Raw genomic sequence first — 17,724 nt, forward strand, 5'->3', positions numbered from 1 at the left:
CCAAAAAACAATCCAAAACCATGAATAACAACAAAATGCTCAAAGGAGGCGAATTTCTTGTCAGGGCCACGGCCGCATCGGAGGTGTTTATCCCCGAAGAATTTAACGAAGAACAGCGGATGATGGCGCAAAGCTGCCGCGACTTCAACGAAACCAGGGTCATCCCCCAGATGAACCAGCTCGAAAAACACGACCGCGGGCTATTGAGCCAATTGCTCAAAGAGGCCGGTGAAATGGGCCTGCTGGCCATCGCCTTGCCGGAGGAATATGGCGGATTTGGACAAAACTTTGTCACTTCGATGCTCACCACCGAAGAGATGGGCAAGGGCTTCAGCTTTGCAGTGGCATTTGCGGCGCACACAGGCATAGGCACCTTGCCAATCCTGTATTATGGCAACGAAGCTCAGAAACAGAAATACCTCCCCAGGCTGGCTTCGGGCGAATATATTGGCGCCTACTGCCTCACCGAACCCGATGCCGGTTCGGATGCCAATGCCGGCAAAAGCAAAGCTACCCTCAGCCCCGACGGCAAACATTACATCCTCAACGGTGTCAAGATCTGGATCACCAACGGCGGAGTGGCCGACCTGCTGATTGTGTTTGCCCGCATCGATGACGACAAAAACCTCAGCGCCTTTATTGTGGAGGCAAACAGCAAAGGTGTAACCATTGGTCCGGATGAAGAGAAGATGGGTATCAAAGGCTCCTCGACCGTACAGATTTACTTTGAAGACGTTTACGTGCCCGTGGAAAACCTTCTGGGCGAGCGCAACGGCGGCTTCAAAATTGCCCTGAACATCCTCAACCTGGGCCGCATCAAACTCTCCGGCGCCACTGTTGGCGCAGCCAAAGGTGTGATGAAATACGCCACGGCCTATGCCAACGAACGCAAGCAGTTTGGCAAATTCATAGCCAGCTTTGGCGCCATTCAGCACAAACTTGCCGAGATGGCCATCCGCACCTATGCCAGCGAGGCCCTTACCTACCGCGCCAGCCAGAACATCGAGGATGTGCGGGCTTCGCTCATTGCTGAGGGTGGGGATAAGGGTGCAGCCGCCGTGGAAGCCATGCGCCAGTATGCCATCGAAGCTTCGATTGCCAAGGTGTATGGCTCGGAAGTGCTCAACTATGTGGTGGACGAAGGGGTGCAGATTTACGGCGGTATGGGCTATTCGGCAGAAACACAGGTGGAACGTGCTTTCCGCGATGCCCGCATCAACCGCATCTTCGAAGGCACCAACGAAATCAACCGCATGGTCATCGTGGGCGAACTGCTCAAGCGTGGCATGAAAGGCGAGATCGACCTGCTTGGCCCCGCCATGGCTGTGGCCAAAGAACTGATGGCCATACCCGACTTCGGCAGCGTTAGTGCCGACTATTTCGAGCAGAAACACAAAGTGCTTGCCCAGTTCAAAAAAGCCATCCTGATGGTGGCCGGAGCAGCGGTACAAAACTTCGCCGAGCGCTTTGCCGACGAGCAGGAAATTATGCTCAACCTGGCCGATATGGTCATCTACACCTACGCTGCCGAGTCGATGCTGTTGCGTATCGAAAAGCAGGCGGGTGTGCTCGAAGCCGATAAGCTGGCGTTGCTTCAGGATGCTGCCGATGTTTATTTTTATGATGTCTGTGCCCTGATGCACAAGCACGGGCTGGATGCCGTGAACGCCTTTGCCACAGGCGATGAGCGCAACGCCATGCTCATGGGGCTCAAGCGCTTCACCAGGCCTCAGCAGGTGAATCCGGTGGCTGCCCGCCGCCGCATTGCCAGGCATATGATTGAAGTTGGGGGATATCCTTTTTAAACTGTTTTGCGGTTAACAGTTCATTTTGATGCCCGAAGCTGCAGTAATCTGTAAAAAAATGTGAGTTTTTTTGCTAAAACGCTGTGAATTTATATTTTAGCTGAAAACCTTGCAATGATGCATTACACGGCTGCAGCTTCCGGGCATTCAGCAATAGGGATTTTCACCGGAATGGAAGCCATGAATCATAAAAGACTTAGATTGTTTGAGCGGGCCGTACACAGCCGCATCATGTTTGGTTTTTACCTGTTGCGCAAGCTGCCCCTCGGCTTTGTGGCCGGGTTGCGGGTTGAGCGTTTCGACGGGGAAGCATCGGTGGTTTCGGTGCCCTACGGACGCATCACTTCCAACCCCTTTCGTTCGATGTATTTTGCGCCCATGACCATGGCTGCCGAGCTGGCTTCGGGCCTGTATGCCCTCAGGGGTGTTCTGGCCTCCGAAGTGCCCGTTTCGATGCTGGTGATCGGCATGGAAGCCAGGTTTCTGAAAAAAGCGCGCAGCAGGGTACGCTTCGAAAGCCGCGACGGCCAGGCCATTGCCAATGCCATAGCTGCCTGCCGCCAAAGCAACGATGGTCAGGAAGTGGTGGTGCATACCAGCGGCTTCGACGCACAAGGCACCGAGGTGGCCAGGTTTACCTTTCACTGGACATTCCGCAGAAAGAATATCCATTCAACACAATAACTTAAACTATGGAAGTAACGAGAACCTTCGACATTGTGGCCCGCATGATGGCCCTTTATCCCAAGGATGATGCCCTTGCCGTGAAACGCAACGGCCGATGGGAGAAATTTTCCACCGCCGAATACAAAGAAAAGGTTGACCTTTTCAGCTATGGCCTGCTCTCGATGGGCCTGAATAAAGGGGATAAGATTTTTACCATCAGCAACAACCGTCCCGAATGGAACATCATGGACATGGGGATGAGTCAGGCCGGCGGCATCCATGTGCCGGTGTATCCCAACAACAGCGATGACGAGTTTCTGCACATTTTGTCGCATTCCGATGCGCGCTTTGTCATTGTTTCGAGCAAGGAGCTATATGAGAAGATTCTTCCCCTGGCTCAGCAAACCCCCAATGTGGAAAAGGTGTTTACAATCGATCGGGTGGAAGGCGCACCTGGCTTCGACGACATCCTGGAAGCCGGACGGAACAACCCGGCACCCGAAAAGCTGGAAGAGGTAAAAGCCTCCATCAAACACGAAGACCTGGTTTCGATCATTTACACCTCGGGCACCACAGGCCGGAGCAAAGGCGTGATGCTGAGTCATAAAAACTTCCTGTCGAACATCATGGCCAGCAAGCACCTGCTGCCAGTGGACCATACCGCCAGATTCCTGAGCTTCCTGCCTTTGTGCCACGTGTTCGAGCGCATGGTCAACATGCTTTTGCAGCACGAGGGGGTGTCGGTTTATTATGCCGAAAGTACAGAAACCATAGGTGATAACCTGCGCGAGATTTCGCCCCAGGGCTTTACAACGGTGCCACGTGTGCTCGAAAAAGTGTACGACAAGCTGATCCTGAAAGGCAGAGAGCTCAAAGGATTGAAAAGAGCCATCTTTTTCTGGGCAGTCGACATCGGTCTGCGCTACGAGCTCAACCGTGCCAATGGTGCCTGGTACGAGTTTCAGCGCAAGATTGCCGACAAGCTGGTTTACAGCAAATGGCGGGCAGCCCTGGGCGGCAAGGTGGAGGTGATTGTGTCGGGCGGCGCTGCCCTGCAACCTCGCCTGGCCAGGGTATTCACCTGCGCCGGCCTCATCGTGCAGGAAGGCTACGGGCTCACCGAAACCTCGCCTGTGATTGCCTGCAACGAACGTGAGTATCCCTTCCTCAAATTCGGAACGGTAGGCCCGGTGCTCAAAAACATCGAAGTGAAAATTGCCGACGATGGCGAAATCCTGATGCGCGGACCAAGCCTGATGATGGGCTACTACAAAGACCCGGAAAAAACCGCCGAAGTGATTGACGAGGAAGGATGGTTCCACACCGGCGACATCGGAGAACTGCATGAACACAACATCCTCAAAATCACCGACCGGAAAAAGGAAATCTTCAAGCTCTCCACAGGCAAATATGTGGCGCCCCAGGTCATCGAAAACAAGTTCAAGGAGTCGCAGTTTATCGAGCAGCTGATGGTGGTGGGCGAAAACGAAAAATTTGCCGCAGCCATCATCTGTCCTGCCTTCCATTTCCTGAACGGTTGGGCATTTCTGCATGGCGTGAAATATCGCGACTCCAAGGAGCTCATCAAACACCCCAAAGTGATCGAACGTTTCCAGCAGGAGATCGACCGCATCAACCAGGGCCTTGCCCCACATGAACAGGTCAAGAAGTTCGAGCTCACCTGCACCGAATGGACTCCCGAAACCGGCGAACTCTCGCCCACCCTGAAGCTGCGCCGCAACATCGTCAAGAAAAAATACAAGGTGCTGCTCGACCGCATCTATGGCTACACCGATGCCGACGGGCACCTGCAAACCCCCATGCCCAATCCCAATCTCAGCGAATAACACTGTTCAACATCCATTATGTCAATCAGCCGGCCGGTAGCCGGCTGGTTTTTTAAAATCCGGGATATATGAAGGAAAACCCTGTTTGTCAATTATTTGGAATAAGTTTTCCTGTGATTCAGGCAGGCATGGTGTGGTGCAGCGGGTGGAAGCTGGCTTCGGCCGTGAGCAATGCCGGCGGACTGGGCCTCATCGGAGCAGGTTCGATGTATCCGCATGTGCTCGAGGAGCATCTTATCAAATGCAAGGCAGCCACCGGCAAACCTTTCGGTGTAAACATTCCCTTGCTTTATCCCCAGACCGACGAACTGGTTGCGCTGGTTATTCAATATCAGGTGCCCATTGTATTCACTTCGGCGGGCAATCCGGCCAAATACACAGCGATGCTCAAAAGCCATGGCATCAAAGTGGCGCATGTGGTGGCCAACCGCCGTTTTGCCCTCAAAGCTGCCGAAGCCGGTGTGGATGCCATTGTGGCCGAGGGCTTCGAAGCCGGGGGGCACAACGGCATGGAAGAAAACACCACCATGACCCTTATCCCAATGGTCAGGCAAATCACCAACCTGCCCCTCATTGCTGCCGGAGGCATTGCCACAGGCCGTCAGATGCTGGCCGCCATTGCCCTTGGCGCCGATGCCGTGCAGGTGGGTTCGCGCTTTGCTGCCAGCGTGGAATCGTCGGCTCATCCGGCCTTCAAACAAAAAATTGTGGAAGCCGGCGATGGCGACACCGCACTCATGATGAAAAAGCTAGTGCCTGTGCGCCTGCTCAAAAACAAATTCTATGAGCTGGTGCGCGAGGCCGAAAACCGTGGGGCCGGAGCCGAGGAACTCAAACAACTGCTCGGACGCGGCAGAGCAAAAAAAGGCATGTTTGAAGGCGACCTTGATGAGGGTGAACTCGAAATTGGTCAGGTGGCCGCCATTATCAGCGATATCCGCCCGGCAGCCGATATTCTCAGGGATATGATGGACGAGTTTATCTATGCCGCAAAAGAATTGTGCGGATTCGCGGCGGCAACTTCTGCAAACGATTGAAATGCGTATTTTTGACTTGCAAGAAAAAAAACAATTTTCCAATGAATTTTGAACTTACTGAAGAACAACTGATGATTCAACAGGCTGCGCGCGATTACGCCCAGCGTGAACTGATCACCGATGTACTGGAGCGCGATCGCACCGGCGAATTTCCGCACAGGCATGTGAAAGCCCTGGCCGAACTCGGATTCATGGGCATGATGGTGAGCCCCCAATGGGATGGGGCCGGCATGGATACCATCTCATATGTGCTTGCAATGGAGGAACTTAGTAAGGTGGATGCCTCAGTGAGTGTGATCATGTCGGTCAACAACTCGCTTGTATGCTATGGTCTCGAGAAATATGGCACTGATGCCCAGCGCGAAAAATACCTCAAGCCCCTGGCCAGAGGCGAAAAAATTGGCGCTTTCCTATTGTCGGAACCCGAAGCCGGCTCGGACGCCACCAGCCAACGCACCATGGCAGTGGACATGGGCGACTACTACCTGGTGAACGGCACCAAAAACTGGATCACCAATGGCAACAGCGCCTCAACCTATCTGCTTATCGCACAGACCGATCCCGCCAAAAAACACAAGGGCATCACCGCCTTTATCGTCGACAGGCACAGCGAGGGCATCACCATCGGCCCGCACGAAGACAAGATGGGCATGCGCAGCAGCGACACCCATTCGGTGATGTTCAACGACGTAAAAGTGCCCAAGGAAAACCGTATTGGCGAGGAGGGTTTCGGCTTCACCTTTGCCATGAAAACCCTCGAAGGCGGTCGCATTGGCATTGCTGCACAGGCGCTTGGCCTGGCCAGCGGCGCCCTCGAACGTGCCATCGCCTATGCCAAAGAGCGCAAGGCTTTTGGCACCGCCATTGCCAACCATCAGGCCATCGCGTTCAAACTTGCCGACATGGCCGTAAAAGTGGAAAATGCCCGCAACCTCTGCCTCAAGGCCGCATGGCTCAAAGATCAGGGTAAACCTTACGGTTTTGCAAGCTCCATGGCCAAGCAATACGCAGCCGACATCGCCATGGAAGTCACCACCGAAGCTGTTCAGATTCACGGCGGTTATGGCTATGTGAAGGAATACCACGTGGAGCGCCTGATGCGCGAAGCCAAACTGACACAGATTTACGAGGGCACCTCCGAGATTCAGAAGATCATCATCTCGCGCGAGCTCCTGAAATGATGTCCGGAGCTTGGCGAAATTGCCTTAAATTAGCGCCTCAAATTTGTTAATAATTTAACAATTGATACATCAATGAAAGTACTTATCCTCATCGGGAATGTGCCCGATACCACAACCAAAGTGAAATTCAACGCCAGCCGCACGGCATTCGACACCGCCGGTGTGCAGTGGATCATCAATCCCTGGGATGAGCTGGCGCTTACCCGTGCCCTAGAAGTCAAGGAAGCCAATGCCGGCGCCATCGAGTCGATAACGGTTGCCAACGTGGGTAGGGCCGAAACTGAAGCCACCCTGCGCAAGGCCCTCGCTATCGGTGCCGATAAAGCCATCCGCATTGATGCCGACCCGGTTGATGCCTTCACTGTGGCTTCGCTGCTGGCGCCCCATTGCAAGGAATACGACCTCATTTTTGCTGGCGTGGAAGCATCGGACTACAACGGAAATGCTGTTGGCCCGATGTTGGCCGAAATGCTCGATATCCCCTCCATTGCCGGGGTTTCTGGCTTTAATGTGGAAAATGGCAGGCCGGTGTTTACCCGCGAAATTGATGGAGGCAGCCAGATTGTCGAAGCTCCGCTTCCGGTATTGGCCATTGTGCAGAAAGGCATAGCCAAAGAACCACGTATTCCGGCCATGCGCGGCATCATGATGGCACGCACCAAACCACTCCAGGTTGTGCAACCCGCCGCAGCAGAAGCCCGCACCAGATATGCTGCCTTCGACCTGCCACCGGCAAAAGCTGCCTGCAAAAAGTTTGGCGAAGAACAGGCCCGTGAACTGATTCATGCCTTGCGCAACGAAGCTAAAGTGCTCTAAAACAACAAAAACACAGAGATTATGTCAGTCATTGCATATATCCCCAATCAGGAAGGAATCATCAAAAAAGCTGGTTTTGAACTGGCATCCTACGCCACAGCCCTGGCAGAAAATATGGGCAAGGAAGCCATTGCCGTTGTACTTGGACCGATGGCCGGAGACGAACTGGAAAAGCTCGGTAAATATGGCATCAGCAAGGTGATGCACGATGCCAATCCCTTGTTTGCCCAGCTCGATAACAGGGCCAGCGCGAAAGCCCTGGCCACGGCTGCCGCACAGGCTGAGGTGGTTGTGCTGGCGCACAACAACGAAGGCAAAGGTGTGGCTCCGCGCCTGGCTGTCAGGCTTGGAGCCGGATACGTGAGTGCCGTCACCGGCCTGCCCCAAAGCATCACACCTTTTTTGGTAAACAAGGTGGTGTTTACCGGCAAAGCCATCGGACATGCCGAGATCCTGACCGCGAAAAAAGTGCTCACTTTGGCCTACAATAGTTTTGGTGTGCACGAAAAACCTGTTGATGTGTCAGTTGAGGCCTTCGACAGTGGATGCAGTGCTTCCGACTTTGTGCTAAATGTGCAGCAGACCCAGAAAGTGACCGGCAAAGTGTTGCTGAGCGAAGCCGAGATTGTGGTGTCGGGTGGCCGTGGGATGAAAAGCCCCGAAAACTGGAAGCCTATCGAAGAACTGGCCGAATTGCTTGGTGCTGCCACAGCCTGCTCGCGTCCGGTGTCGGATGAAGGCTGGCGCCCGCACAGCGAACACGTGGGACAAACCGGAAAAATCATCGCCCCGAACCTGTACTTCGCCTTTGGTATCTCGGGCGCCATTCAGCATCTTGGCGGCGTGAGCGGTTCGAAAGTGATTGTGGCAGTGAACAAAGACCCTGAAGCACCCATCTTCGAAGCAGCCGACTATGGCATCGTTGGCGACGCCCTGAAAGTGCTTCCCGAGTTTATCGAAGCTGTAAAAGAGCTGAAAAAAGGCTAAACTGTCAGGCATAGGGGGCAGTGGTCGCCATTGTCCCTCCTTTTTAATATTGGATTCTTCCATCCGGCTTCATCGTGGCAAAGGCAATAGCGTTCCTATTGACTTTGCTTTTCATTGGGGGGCTCCACGGTGGAGAGCACCAGTTCAGGCCTGCGATAGATAATTACGCAAATACCATGCCTATGGGTTGTGGCTCGCTATCCTCCCATCCTATCATGGCATTGAACACTTTGAAATGGCTAAACGCCGGCAATCCGGCTACCGGTATTTCCATCAACCTGATGATTCCCTTATCCAGCAGATCGTTGCGGCGTACGCCGGCAAGCAAAGGAAGCGCAGGGGTAAACCAGCTGCCATCACTCAGAAATGCAATGTTGCAGTAGGTGGTGTCTGTGATCAGCCCATCACGCACAATCAGCACATCATCGCACGCGCCTCTCAATCCGAACAGGTGGTTGAGATGGTTTCTGTCGGCCCATTTCAGCGCATAATCAATGGTGTTGTCTTCAATAAGTTTCAGCTGCTTCGGAGGTTTGAGCACATAGGGCTGATAATCAGGCGCTGAGAGTGTTTTTCCGTACAGAATCCTGCACTTAAAGAGTCCGGACCCGGGTGCAGGATGTGCTTTGAGGTGTGCAGCAAGGCTGGGTATGGGCTCGCCCGGCCACAGCCGTTCAACACTTCGCGCAATGCGCTCCTGATGTGCATTGAGCAACGGAAACCGGCCATCTTCGCAGCGGATGCTTTCGAGCAATGGAAAATCGCCGATCATAAACCGGGTGTTTTTTTTGCAATCGGAAGTACGACTTTTTGCATCAGCTCGTCATATTCTTCCCGGCAAGTGCTGTTGACGGTAATTCCGCCCCCGGCACGAAAAAACATCCTGTCGGCGCGGGTTTCAATAAAACGGATCATCACGGCGCTGTGCAGGTTTTTTCCGTCGAACAGGCCCATTACGCCAGTGTAAAAACCCCGGTCGTCCATCTCAGATTCACGGATAACCTCGACCGTGCGTTGTTTTGGTGCGCCACTGATCGAACCGGCCGGCAACAGCTTCAGTAGGATGTCGCCGATGCGGCAGGGCCAATCCGGCGAAAGTTGTCCGCTGATGTGCGAACTGGTCTGGAGCAGTTGCCCGTTGAGGGTTTCAATAGGCTGCACATACCTGAACCGTTCCACCCGCACCTGCAATGCTACCATGCTCAGGTCGTTGCGCAGCAGATCGACAATGGTGTAATGTTCGGCAAGCTCCTTGGCATTGTTGAGCAAGATTTGTTCAGCCCCTTCCTGACCGGCTTTGATGGTGCCTTTCATCGGAAAGGTGTGGATGCGGTGCCCGCTGATGGAGATGAACGACTCAGGCGAAAACACCACGAAACGGTCATTGTACCACATTTTGAAGGGTGCCTGCACATGGTCGAATATCGTTCTGCTGCTCAGGTTGGTTTCGATTTCCACCGGAAAGGTCAGGTTGAGCAGGTAGCTGTCGCCCCGCCTGAGGTGATACATCACCTTGCTGAACGCATTGCTGTAGGTTTGCTCACACAAGGCGTGGCGCACAAAGCTGATGTTGTGCGGGAGGCTGGTATCGGGTTGTGAGCGGTTCGAAATTCCGGCAATGTCGTAAAGGATGGTGGCCGGATCTACCTGGCTGAGCGGGTAAACAAAAGATTCGTTGCCGCCGAAATCGAATGCAAACAAAAAAGGCGTGCCGGCACAGCCAAGGCGGTTGATTTTGTGTGCGGTAACGTGCCAGGGGTTCATGCTGCAAAAATAGGGATCGCTTTTCGATTTGGGGCTGCGCATGTTTGTAAGTCCGGAGACGGACTTATCGCATTGTCCGGTTATGTTTGTTCCTTAAACTTTCAACATGCCCGCGTAAAATAATCCACCTCAGGGAATAACAAGGCTTGATTTGTTTTGAATTGAAATCTCCGATAGATCAATGAAGCAACTGGTTACCAGTCGATTTCCACGAACACCGGACAGTGGTCGGAATGCACGGCCTCGGGAAAGATGCGTGCAGCGCGGAGCTTGGGCAGCAGGTTATCTGTAATCATGTGGTAATCAATGCGCCAGCCTTTGTTTTTTGCGCGGGCGTTGGCCCGGTAGCTCCACCAGGTGTAGTGGTAGGGCGCTTTGTTGAGGTGCCGGAATGTGTCGATGTAGCCACGGTTCAGAAATCCGCTCATCCACTCCCGTTCTTCCGGCAGAAAGCCCGAAACCGTGGCATTCCGGATGGGATCGTGAATGTCGATGGGCTGGTGGCAGATGTTGTAATCGCCCGATAGTACCAGATAGGGACGCGTTTTCCGGAGCTCTTCCACATAATCTTCAAAGTCGGAGAGCCATTGCATCTTAAAAGCCTGGCGCTCGTCGCCGCTGCTTCCGGATGGATGATAAACCGATATAACAGACAATCCCCCGAAATCGGCCCTGATAAAACGGCCCTCGGCGTCGTATTCCGGTATGCCCATGCCCAGCACCACCTTATCGGGTTTGGCTTTGCTCAGGATGGCTGTGCCGCTGTATCCCTTTTTCTCGGCCGGAAACCAATAGTGCTTATATCCAAGCATCTCAATTTCGTATAGCGGTATCTGATCCGGACTGGCTTTAATCTCCTGCAGGCAAACCACATCGGGCCTGGCCTGGTCAATCCAGCTCAGCAAACCTTTGGTCATAGCCGACCGGATGCCGTTGACATTGTAGCTGACGATGCGCATCATGCGATTTTTGTGCGAAAATAGAAATTGTGCGCCAAAGAGGTTGCCTCCGGCTTGGAGGGCCAGCGTATAATTCCTATTTTAGCCCATCAAACTTATCCTATGGTTCGCCGTAATATGCTGCTTGCCCGTTTTCATGCCTGGCGTGTCAGGCATATCAACGAGCGTCAGTACATCTACCTGCTCAGCATTGTGACAGGCATCGCAGCTGCCATTGCGGCCATCGTCATCAAAAAATCGGCACAATTCATTGAGTATCTGCTAACAAGCTGGTTTGCAAGTCAGTACGATTATTTTTTATTTTTCTTCTATCCGGCAGCAGGCATATTGCTTGCGGTGCTGTTCATGCGTTACGTGGTCAGGCAGGAACCCGGGCATGGCATACCGGGCGTGCTTCATGCCATTGCAAGGCGCAACGGGTTGATCAGGTTTCACAATACCTACTCGGCCATCGTAGCAAGTGCGCTCACGGTGGGCTTCGGTGGTTCGGTCGGATTGGAAGGGCCTACAGTGAGCACGGGCGCCGCTGTGGGGTCGAACATCGGACAGGCGCTCAGGCTCAATCACCGTCAGATCATCCTGATGATCGGGCTGGCCAGCGCCGCAGCCATGGCGGCAATTTTTCAGTCGCCGGTGGCAGCCATCGTGTTTGCGCTCGAGGTGATGGCCATCGATCTGGCTGTGGCTTCGATGGTGCCTTTGTTGATTGCTACGCTCACCGCGGTGATCACCTCCTATTTCGTGCTTGGTCAGGCGGTGATGTATCCGCTGGGCGAAGAGTTGCGTTTCGACCCCCACACCACCCTGTATTTTGTAGGATTAGGTTTGCTTGCCGGCCTGCTTTCGGTGCATTTTACAAGGGTGATGATGCGGGTGGAGGAATTTTTTGCCCACCGGATCTCCTCCTGGCAGATGCGTTTTTTGTGGGGTAGCCTAGGGTTGGGTGTGCTGATATTTTTCTTTCCGGCGCTCTATGGCGAAGGCTATCATGCCATCAACAGTATGCTCGGAGGCAACTACAACTCTCTGTACGAGCGCAGCATCTTTGAGGCTTACCGCGAAAACCTTGGTGTGATCATGGGGCTTTTTGCTATCATTCTCTTCCTTAAGCCTTTTGCATCGGCCTTCACATTTGCGGCCGGAGGCGTAGGGGGCATTTTTGCGCCCGCACTTTTCATGGGATCGTTTCTCGGATTGTTTTATGCCACGGCGCTTTCGCAGTTCACTTCCACCGGCATTCACCCCGGAATTTTTGCTGCCGTCGGCATGGCAGGCATGATCAGCGGTATCCTTCATGCCCCGCTCACCGGATTCTTTTTAATCGCCGAAATCACCGGAGGCTACAGCTTGTTTATCCCCCTGATGATCGTTTCGACCATCTCGTTTGCAATTACCCGAACCATACTCCCCAACTCGATTTATACCTATCAGCTGGCCAGGCGGGGCGAGCTCATCACACACAACAAAGACCGCAGCGTGCTCAATATGATGAAGGTGGGCCACCTGATTGAGACCAATTTTCACCCCATACGGCCCGGACAAACCCTGGGCGACCTTGTCAAAGTTATCAGCGATTCAAAACGAAATATCTTTCCGGTAGTGGATGACGGCGGCCGTTTTCTGGGACATATCCTGCTCGACGACATCCGGCAGATCATGTTCGACCGCGAACTTTACGATACCCCGGTCGAAAGCATCATGGTGTTTCCCGACAACGTGATTCGTCCCGATGACCCGATGGAAGAAGTGGCCGCCAAATTTCAGAATTCGGGAAAATACAACATTGTGGTGCTGGATGGCGACCGCTACCTTGGGTACATTTCGCGTGCCAATGTTTTTCTCACCTACCGCAGGAAGCTAAGCGACCTATCGCAGGATTAAGTGGATGACATGCAGGGGAATAGGTTGAAATCAAACTCGTTTTCACTTCACGAAACCCAAACCATCAAGTCGGGCTGACTGTGAGCGTTTGGTGGCCGAAACGGGCAATGGAGCAACAAACCGGCTCAGCGCTGATCGTCGGCAAACCACTCGGCGTAGCTGGTGGCGGTTTCGCGAAGGCGCAAACTGTGAAGCTTCAGGTTGTCGGGCAGGCGGGCAGCTATGCGGTTGGCAAAATCGATGACCATCAGCTCGCTGGTGGGCTGGTAATCGAGCAAAATAACTTTTTCGAAAGCACTGTCAAGATTGTGGGTGATGTGTTCGGGCATTTCGCGGTTGAGCACCAGTGCATGATCGAACTTATCCACGACTTCAGCTTTTACGATGCGCTTCAGGTCGCCAAAATCCATCACCATGCCAAGCTTCACATGGCCGGAGGTTTCGATGGGCTCACCTATCACTGTTACGCTCAATTCGTAGGAATGCCCGTGTACATTGCGGCACGGACCGTCGTAGCCCAGCAGGGCATGGGCCATCTCGAATTTAAACTCTTTGGTGATGCGAATTTTTGCTTTTGCAGTCATTGGAGTATAATCAGGGTTTTACTAACAGTTTTCCGGTACCGGTCATTTGCCCTGCCTGGTTGAGGCGAAGCAGATAGAAACCATATGGCAGCATGTGGAGGTTGATGGGTGCACTGCCAGCTTCGATGAGGAGGTTCTGGCGCGAAATCAACCTGCCGCGGGAGTCGAGCAGTTCAACTTGCACAGGGCCTTCGGTGCAGCCGGTGCAATGCACAATGGTGAAATCCGAAGCCGGGTTGGGCCAGGTGCTGACCGACAGCCTCTGGTCGATCATTTCATATTGGCCGGCAGCCGGATCCCAAATGAGGGCTGCAAATTCCGGCCGGTCGATAAAGGGGTTGCGGTTTTGCTGAAGGGCATACACTGCGTTGTTGCGGTCGGTTTCTTTCTGGCTAACCGGGTCTTGCTGATGCCAGCGCAGCAAAAGGTTCACAGCCCATGGCCTGATTTCGGCGCCCTGAGTCATCTCGCTGCCTGCCCAGCCTGCATCCTGTCCCGTGTAGCGCACCGACATGTAAAAAAATCCCCGGGCAAAATCGCCTTTGTAAGCATCAATAGGCTCGAACACCGTGCCGGTGTAGCCTGGTGTGATCGAGGGACCCAGCTTCGAGCCGTTGGTCGAAGTCCAGACCGGGTTGTTCACCTCACCGTAAGGGAAATTGGCCCTGCGGTTATTCACATAGCCGTCGGTTGGCACAATGTGGAAAAGGTCGGTGTACATGGGCAACTGGCTGTTGAACCAGCTGGCCGGCCAGGAGTGTTCCCGGTTATAGCATTGACCTTCAGCATTATAATTGCCGCATTGGTTAACAAAAAAGGTGTATTCATAAGCCGGTGTCCCGCCAGGAACATCAGAATACATGTCCCAGACCTTGTCGTTTGGCTTGCGGTCGGTTTGATAGAATGCCTGCCATAATGCGCTGTATGTGAGCGCCTGATGGTTTTTTATGATGTGGTGCAGGGCTGTTTTCAGTGCTTGTCCGCTCAGGCCTTCGGCAGCGTCGTAATAACCTGCCGGAGGTTGCGCCGCAACGGGCCATCTGAGGATAAGCAAAGAAACAACAAGGACGAATGCTGAGTATAATCGTTTCATGATGCCCAAAGGTTGGTGAGCAAGTAGAGAAATGCGATGATGAAAAGCACCCCTGCCGAAAAGAACTGCAACAAGCTCGAAAGCAGGATGTTCGTGCGCGAGATGTTCATGCTGATGCCTGCTATCGACCAGGCAAAGCCGGCGGCAACAAGCAAAGCGGGCAGCAGGGCGCCGTATGGCATGAAATGGTAACCTGTCATGCCCACTATGAAGGTGTTGATGCCAGCCGAAACGGCCATGATGACGAACTTTGAATAGTTGTCGAACGAAAAAAGCTTGGCACCCCGCCTGATGTTGAAAGCCTCCATGGCCATACGCACTGCCACCGCCACAAGCACCCCAAACACCACCCATTTGTATCTTTTCACAAAAAGATGCATAAAGGTATGGCCCAGCACATCGCCCAGATGATACATCACACCCTGGATCAGCCCGAATATGCCTGCCATGATCAGGTTTTTCAGGTGGCTGTTGCGATGGTCACGGTTTTGACCAAGCGCCAGCGGAAAGGTGTTGTAAGCGAGGGCGATGACAAACAGGATGTTGAAGATGTGCGCCATGGCCTGAATTTTTCGGGCAGAGGGTTATTGTTGTGTATTCGGTTGAGGATGGGGATATACCAGGGCAACAATTTTCTCGAGCCATTGGGCATCTGTTTCGTCGAAAGCCGCATGCAGGGTGCTGTCCACATCGAGCACACCCACAATCTTTCCATGGGTATCACGCAGTGGCACAACCACTTCCGAATTCGAGCGGCTGTCGCAGGCAATGTGGCCCGGAAAGGCATGCACATCATCCACCACCACTGGTTTTGCCGCATTGATTCCGGCCCAGCAAACGCCGGTATCCTTTTTCAGGTCGATGCAAGCCAGCGATCCCTGATATGGCCCCACTTGCAACCGGCCATCCTGAAGCAGGTAAAAGCCTGTCCAGAAGAAATATTCCATTTTATGGTGCAACACAGCCACAATGGTGGCCATATTCGATATGGGGTTGTTGCTTTTTTCAAGCAAAGCGGCAATCTGGTCGTAAAGCCGCTGATAACGCTGGGCTTTTTTATCTGGTTTGATCATTTGTTGCATAATAGGATGATGCGACAAAAATACACAGTTTTGGTCAGCCGGCCGGGTCTTGTCCCCGATCCATGAAACACAAATTCATGAATTTCAAGCATTTCCGAAAACGATTGAAATAAAAAATCTCATTCTGCGGAAAAGAACTTAAATGTCTGACAATCAGGAAAAAATTGCAAAACCTTAATATTCAGTTAGTTTGCTTAGCTTCGTTTAAGGGATATCTTTGCCAGGCCAAATGGCAAACAACCTAATTCGCAACCTAAATCAACAATCATGAGCATTAAAAAGCAGTTTCTCAAGAGCAAACCTGTTTGCAAGGTAAGTTTCAAAGTGAGCAAGGAGGAGGCCGCCGGTGCCGCACAGGTAGCTGTGCTGGGCGATTTCAACGGCTGGAATCCCGAAGCCGGAGCAATGAATGCCCTCAAAGACGGGTCGTTCAGTCTCACCCTGGAACTTGAATCCGGCAAAACCTACAGGTTCCGTTATCTGGCCGACGGCAGCCGTTGGTTCGACGATGCCGAAGCCGATGGCGTGGAGGCAGGCGAATTTGGCGCTGCCAACAATCTGTTGAATTGCTAAAACCAAAACAGGCAACGGCACCTGCCGCTGCCTGTTTTCGATATACTCCTCAACGCACCTTTGCCAGCTCCACAGTGAAGTGGCGCAGTATGGGTGCTTCGTTCACAATGCGGTAGCCTGTGCGTATGCTGTCGCGACGCTCGTACACATTTTTCAGCGATGCGGCCACATAGTCCATGTGGTTGTTGGTGTAAACACGTCGCGGGATGGCCAGCCTGACCAGCTCCAGCGGGGGATAGCGGTTGAATCGGGTCACCGGGTCGCGGTCGGCCATGATTGTGCCGATTTCTACTCCCCTTACGCCGCCTTCGAGGTAAAGCTCGATGGCAAGCGTCTGTGCCACAAACTGTTCGCGGGGCACATGCGGCAAAAACCTGAGGGCATCCACAAAAATGGCATGCCCGCCAAAAGGATACTGCACCGGTATGCCTGCATCGCGCAACTGCTGGCCAAGGTAGGCCACCTGACGGATGCGAGTGTCGAGGTATTCGAACTCGGTGGCTTCGTACAGCCCGATGGCCAGGGCGTTCATGTCGCGTCCCGACATGCCTCCGTAGGTGATATATCCTTCAAACATGATGTTGTACACGCTGGCCTGGCGGAATAAATCCTCCTCGCGGAAGCCGATAAATCCACCCATATTGACGATACCGTCCTTTTTGCTGCTCATGGTCATGGCATCGGCCAGGCTGAACATCTCGCGTACAATTTCGCGTATGGACTTGCCGGCATAGCCGGGTTCGCGCAATTTGATAAAGTAGGCATTCTCGGCAAAACGGGCGGCATCAAAGATCACCCTTACCCCATACTTTCGGCACAGGGCGCTCACCTGGCGCATATTTTCGAGCGAAACAGGCTGTCCGCCCGAGGTGTTGCAGGTGATGGTGATGATCACAAAGGGAATTTGCTCCAGTGGATAGGTGTCGAAGACCTTCTGCAGCTTTGCCAGGTCGATATTGCCTTTGAAAGGATGGTCGAGGGTGGTATCGGCTGCTTCGTCAATGGTGCAGTCGATGGCTGTGGCTTTCCTGAATTCGATATGGCCTTTGGTGGTGTCGAAATGGGCATTGCCTGGTATCACCTGTCCGGCTTTGATCAGGGTGCTGAACAGCACATTTTCGGCAGCTCTGCCCTGGTGGGTGGGCAAAAAATAAGGAAAGCCCGTAATCTCGGTGATGGCTTCTTTGAGCTTGTAGTACGACGATGCGCCGGCATACGACTCGTCGCCCAGCATCATGCCCGCCCACTGGCGGTCGCTCATAGCCCCTGTGCCCGAGTCGGTGAGCAGGTCAACAAACACCTGATCGCTCCGAAGGTTGAACAAGTTGTAACGGGCATCACCGATCCAGCGTTCGCGCTCCTCCCGGGTGCTGCGCCGGATGTGTTCAACCATTTTGATCTTATAGTTTTCGGCAAATGGAAGTTCCATGGTTAAATATTATGGTTCCG

The 17,724-nt window shown here is 53.3% G+C and carries 17 protein-coding genes; 9 read left to right on the forward strand and 8 right to left on the reverse strand.

From position 1 onward, the window contains the following. Positions 1-20: 20 nt before the first annotated feature. The 7 genes from IPM52_10775 to IPM52_10805 all read left to right on the forward strand — a co-directional run bounded on the left by IPM52_10775 (position 21) and on the right by IPM52_10805 (position 8,339). Complete coding sequence (locus tag IPM52_10775; GenBank protein MBK9292092.1) at positions 21-1,805, forward strand: acyl-CoA dehydrogenase family protein; 1,785 nt, start codon at positions 21-23, stop codon at positions 1,803-1,805. A 114-nt stretch (positions 1,806-1,919) separates the two neighbouring features. Then, positions 1,920-2,489 carry a DUF4442 domain-containing protein gene (locus IPM52_10780; protein MBK9292093.1) on the forward strand — a complete coding sequence of 190 codons (570 nt, stop codon included), beginning with the start codon at positions 1,920-1,922 and terminating at the stop codon, positions 2,487-2,489. An 8-nt stretch (positions 2,490-2,497) separates the two neighbouring features. Further along, positions 2,498-4,318, forward strand: coding sequence for a long-chain fatty acid--CoA ligase (locus IPM52_10785; GenBank protein MBK9292094.1), 1,821 nt, complete (start codon positions 2,498-2,500; stop codon positions 4,316-4,318). Positions 4,319-4,386: 68 nt separating this feature from the next. Continuing rightward, complete coding sequence (locus IPM52_10790) at positions 4,387-5,355, forward strand: nitronate monooxygenase (GenBank protein ID MBK9292095.1); 969 nt, start codon at positions 4,387-4,389, stop codon at positions 5,353-5,355. Positions 5,356-5,396: 41 nt separating this feature from the next. Beyond that, complete coding sequence (locus tag IPM52_10795; protein MBK9292096.1) at positions 5,397-6,536, forward strand: acyl-CoA dehydrogenase family protein; 1,140 nt, start codon at positions 5,397-5,399, stop codon at positions 6,534-6,536. Positions 6,537-6,608: 72 nt separating this feature from the next. Then, positions 6,609-7,352, forward strand: coding sequence for an electron transfer flavoprotein subunit beta/FixA family protein (locus IPM52_10800; GenBank protein ID MBK9292097.1), 744 nt, complete (start codon positions 6,609-6,611; stop codon positions 7,350-7,352). Between the two features lie 21 nt (positions 7,353-7,373). Further along, positions 7,374-8,339 (forward strand): electron transfer flavoprotein subunit alpha/FixB family protein, encoded by a 966-nt coding sequence (locus IPM52_10805; GenBank protein MBK9292098.1) that lies wholly within the window; start codon positions 7,374-7,376, stop codon positions 8,337-8,339. Between the two features lie 163 nt (positions 8,340-8,502). On the opposite strand, the gene IPM52_10810 is transcribed toward IPM52_10805, so the two are convergent. The 3 genes from IPM52_10810 to xth form a co-directional block, all read right to left on the reverse strand. Beyond that, positions 8,503-9,111, reverse strand: coding sequence for an aminotransferase class IV (locus IPM52_10810; protein ID MBK9292099.1), 609 nt, complete (start codon positions 9,109-9,111; stop codon positions 8,503-8,505). Next, positions 9,108-10,103 (reverse strand): aminodeoxychorismate synthase component I, encoded by a 996-nt coding sequence (locus IPM52_10815; protein ID MBK9292100.1) that lies wholly within the window; start codon positions 10,101-10,103, stop codon positions 9,108-9,110. The genes IPM52_10810 and IPM52_10815 overlap by 4 nt, the downstream gene beginning before the upstream one ends. A 194-nt stretch (positions 10,104-10,297) precedes the next feature. Then, a complete protein-coding gene (gene xth, locus IPM52_10820; GenBank protein ID MBK9292101.1) occupies positions 10,298-11,062 on the reverse strand; it encodes an exodeoxyribonuclease III in 765 nt (254 codons plus the stop codon). A gap of 102 nt (positions 11,063-11,164) precedes the next feature. Here xth and IPM52_10825 point away from each other — a divergent pair, with 102 nt between their 5' ends. Further along, a complete protein-coding gene (locus tag IPM52_10825) occupies positions 11,165-12,943 on the forward strand; it encodes a chloride channel protein (protein ID MBK9292102.1) in 1,779 nt (592 codons plus the stop codon). A gap of 125 nt (positions 12,944-13,068) precedes the next feature. On the opposite strand, the gene IPM52_10830 is transcribed toward IPM52_10825, so the two are convergent. Genes IPM52_10830 through IPM52_10845 form a run of 4 tightly spaced genes read right to left on the reverse strand, consistent with a single transcriptional unit; the run spans position 13,069 to position 15,693 of the window. Further along, positions 13,069-13,527 carry a 6-carboxytetrahydropterin synthase gene (locus IPM52_10830; protein MBK9292103.1) on the reverse strand — a complete coding sequence of 153 codons (459 nt, stop codon included), beginning with the start codon at positions 13,525-13,527 and terminating at the stop codon, positions 13,069-13,071. A gap of 10 nt (positions 13,528-13,537) precedes the next feature. Further along, complete coding sequence (locus IPM52_10835) at positions 13,538-14,620, reverse strand: endonuclease (GenBank protein ID MBK9292104.1); 1,083 nt, start codon at positions 14,618-14,620, stop codon at positions 13,538-13,540. After that, positions 14,617-15,180: a manganese efflux pump gene (locus tag IPM52_10840; GenBank protein MBK9292105.1), complete on the reverse strand. Its 564-nt coding sequence runs from the start codon at positions 15,178-15,180 to the stop codon at positions 14,617-14,619. The genes IPM52_10835 and IPM52_10840 overlap by 4 nt, the downstream gene beginning before the upstream one ends. Before the next feature lie 24 nt (positions 15,181-15,204). Beyond that, positions 15,205-15,693 carry a GAF domain-containing protein gene (locus IPM52_10845; protein ID MBK9292106.1) on the reverse strand — a complete coding sequence of 163 codons (489 nt, stop codon included), beginning with the start codon at positions 15,691-15,693 and terminating at the stop codon, positions 15,205-15,207. A gap of 276 nt (positions 15,694-15,969) precedes the next feature. On the opposite strand from IPM52_10845, the gene IPM52_10850 reads away from it, so the two are divergent. Further along, positions 15,970-16,275, forward strand: coding sequence for an isoamylase early set domain-containing protein (locus tag IPM52_10850; GenBank protein ID MBK9292107.1), 306 nt, complete (start codon positions 15,970-15,972; stop codon positions 16,273-16,275). A gap of 49 nt (positions 16,276-16,324) precedes the next feature. Here the strand turns inward: IPM52_10850 and IPM52_10855 are convergent, their stop codons facing one another. Next, on the reverse strand, positions 16,325-17,704 hold the full coding sequence (locus tag IPM52_10855) for a tryptophanase (GenBank protein ID MBK9292108.1): 1,380 nt from the start codon (positions 17,702-17,704) through the stop codon (positions 16,325-16,327). Positions 17,705-17,724 lie beyond the last annotated feature (20 nt).

The sequence above is a fragment of the Bacteroidota bacterium genome, from assembly GCA_016715945.1.
Classification (GTDB): domain Bacteria; phylum Bacteroidota; class Bacteroidia; order Bacteroidales; family F082; genus JALNZU01.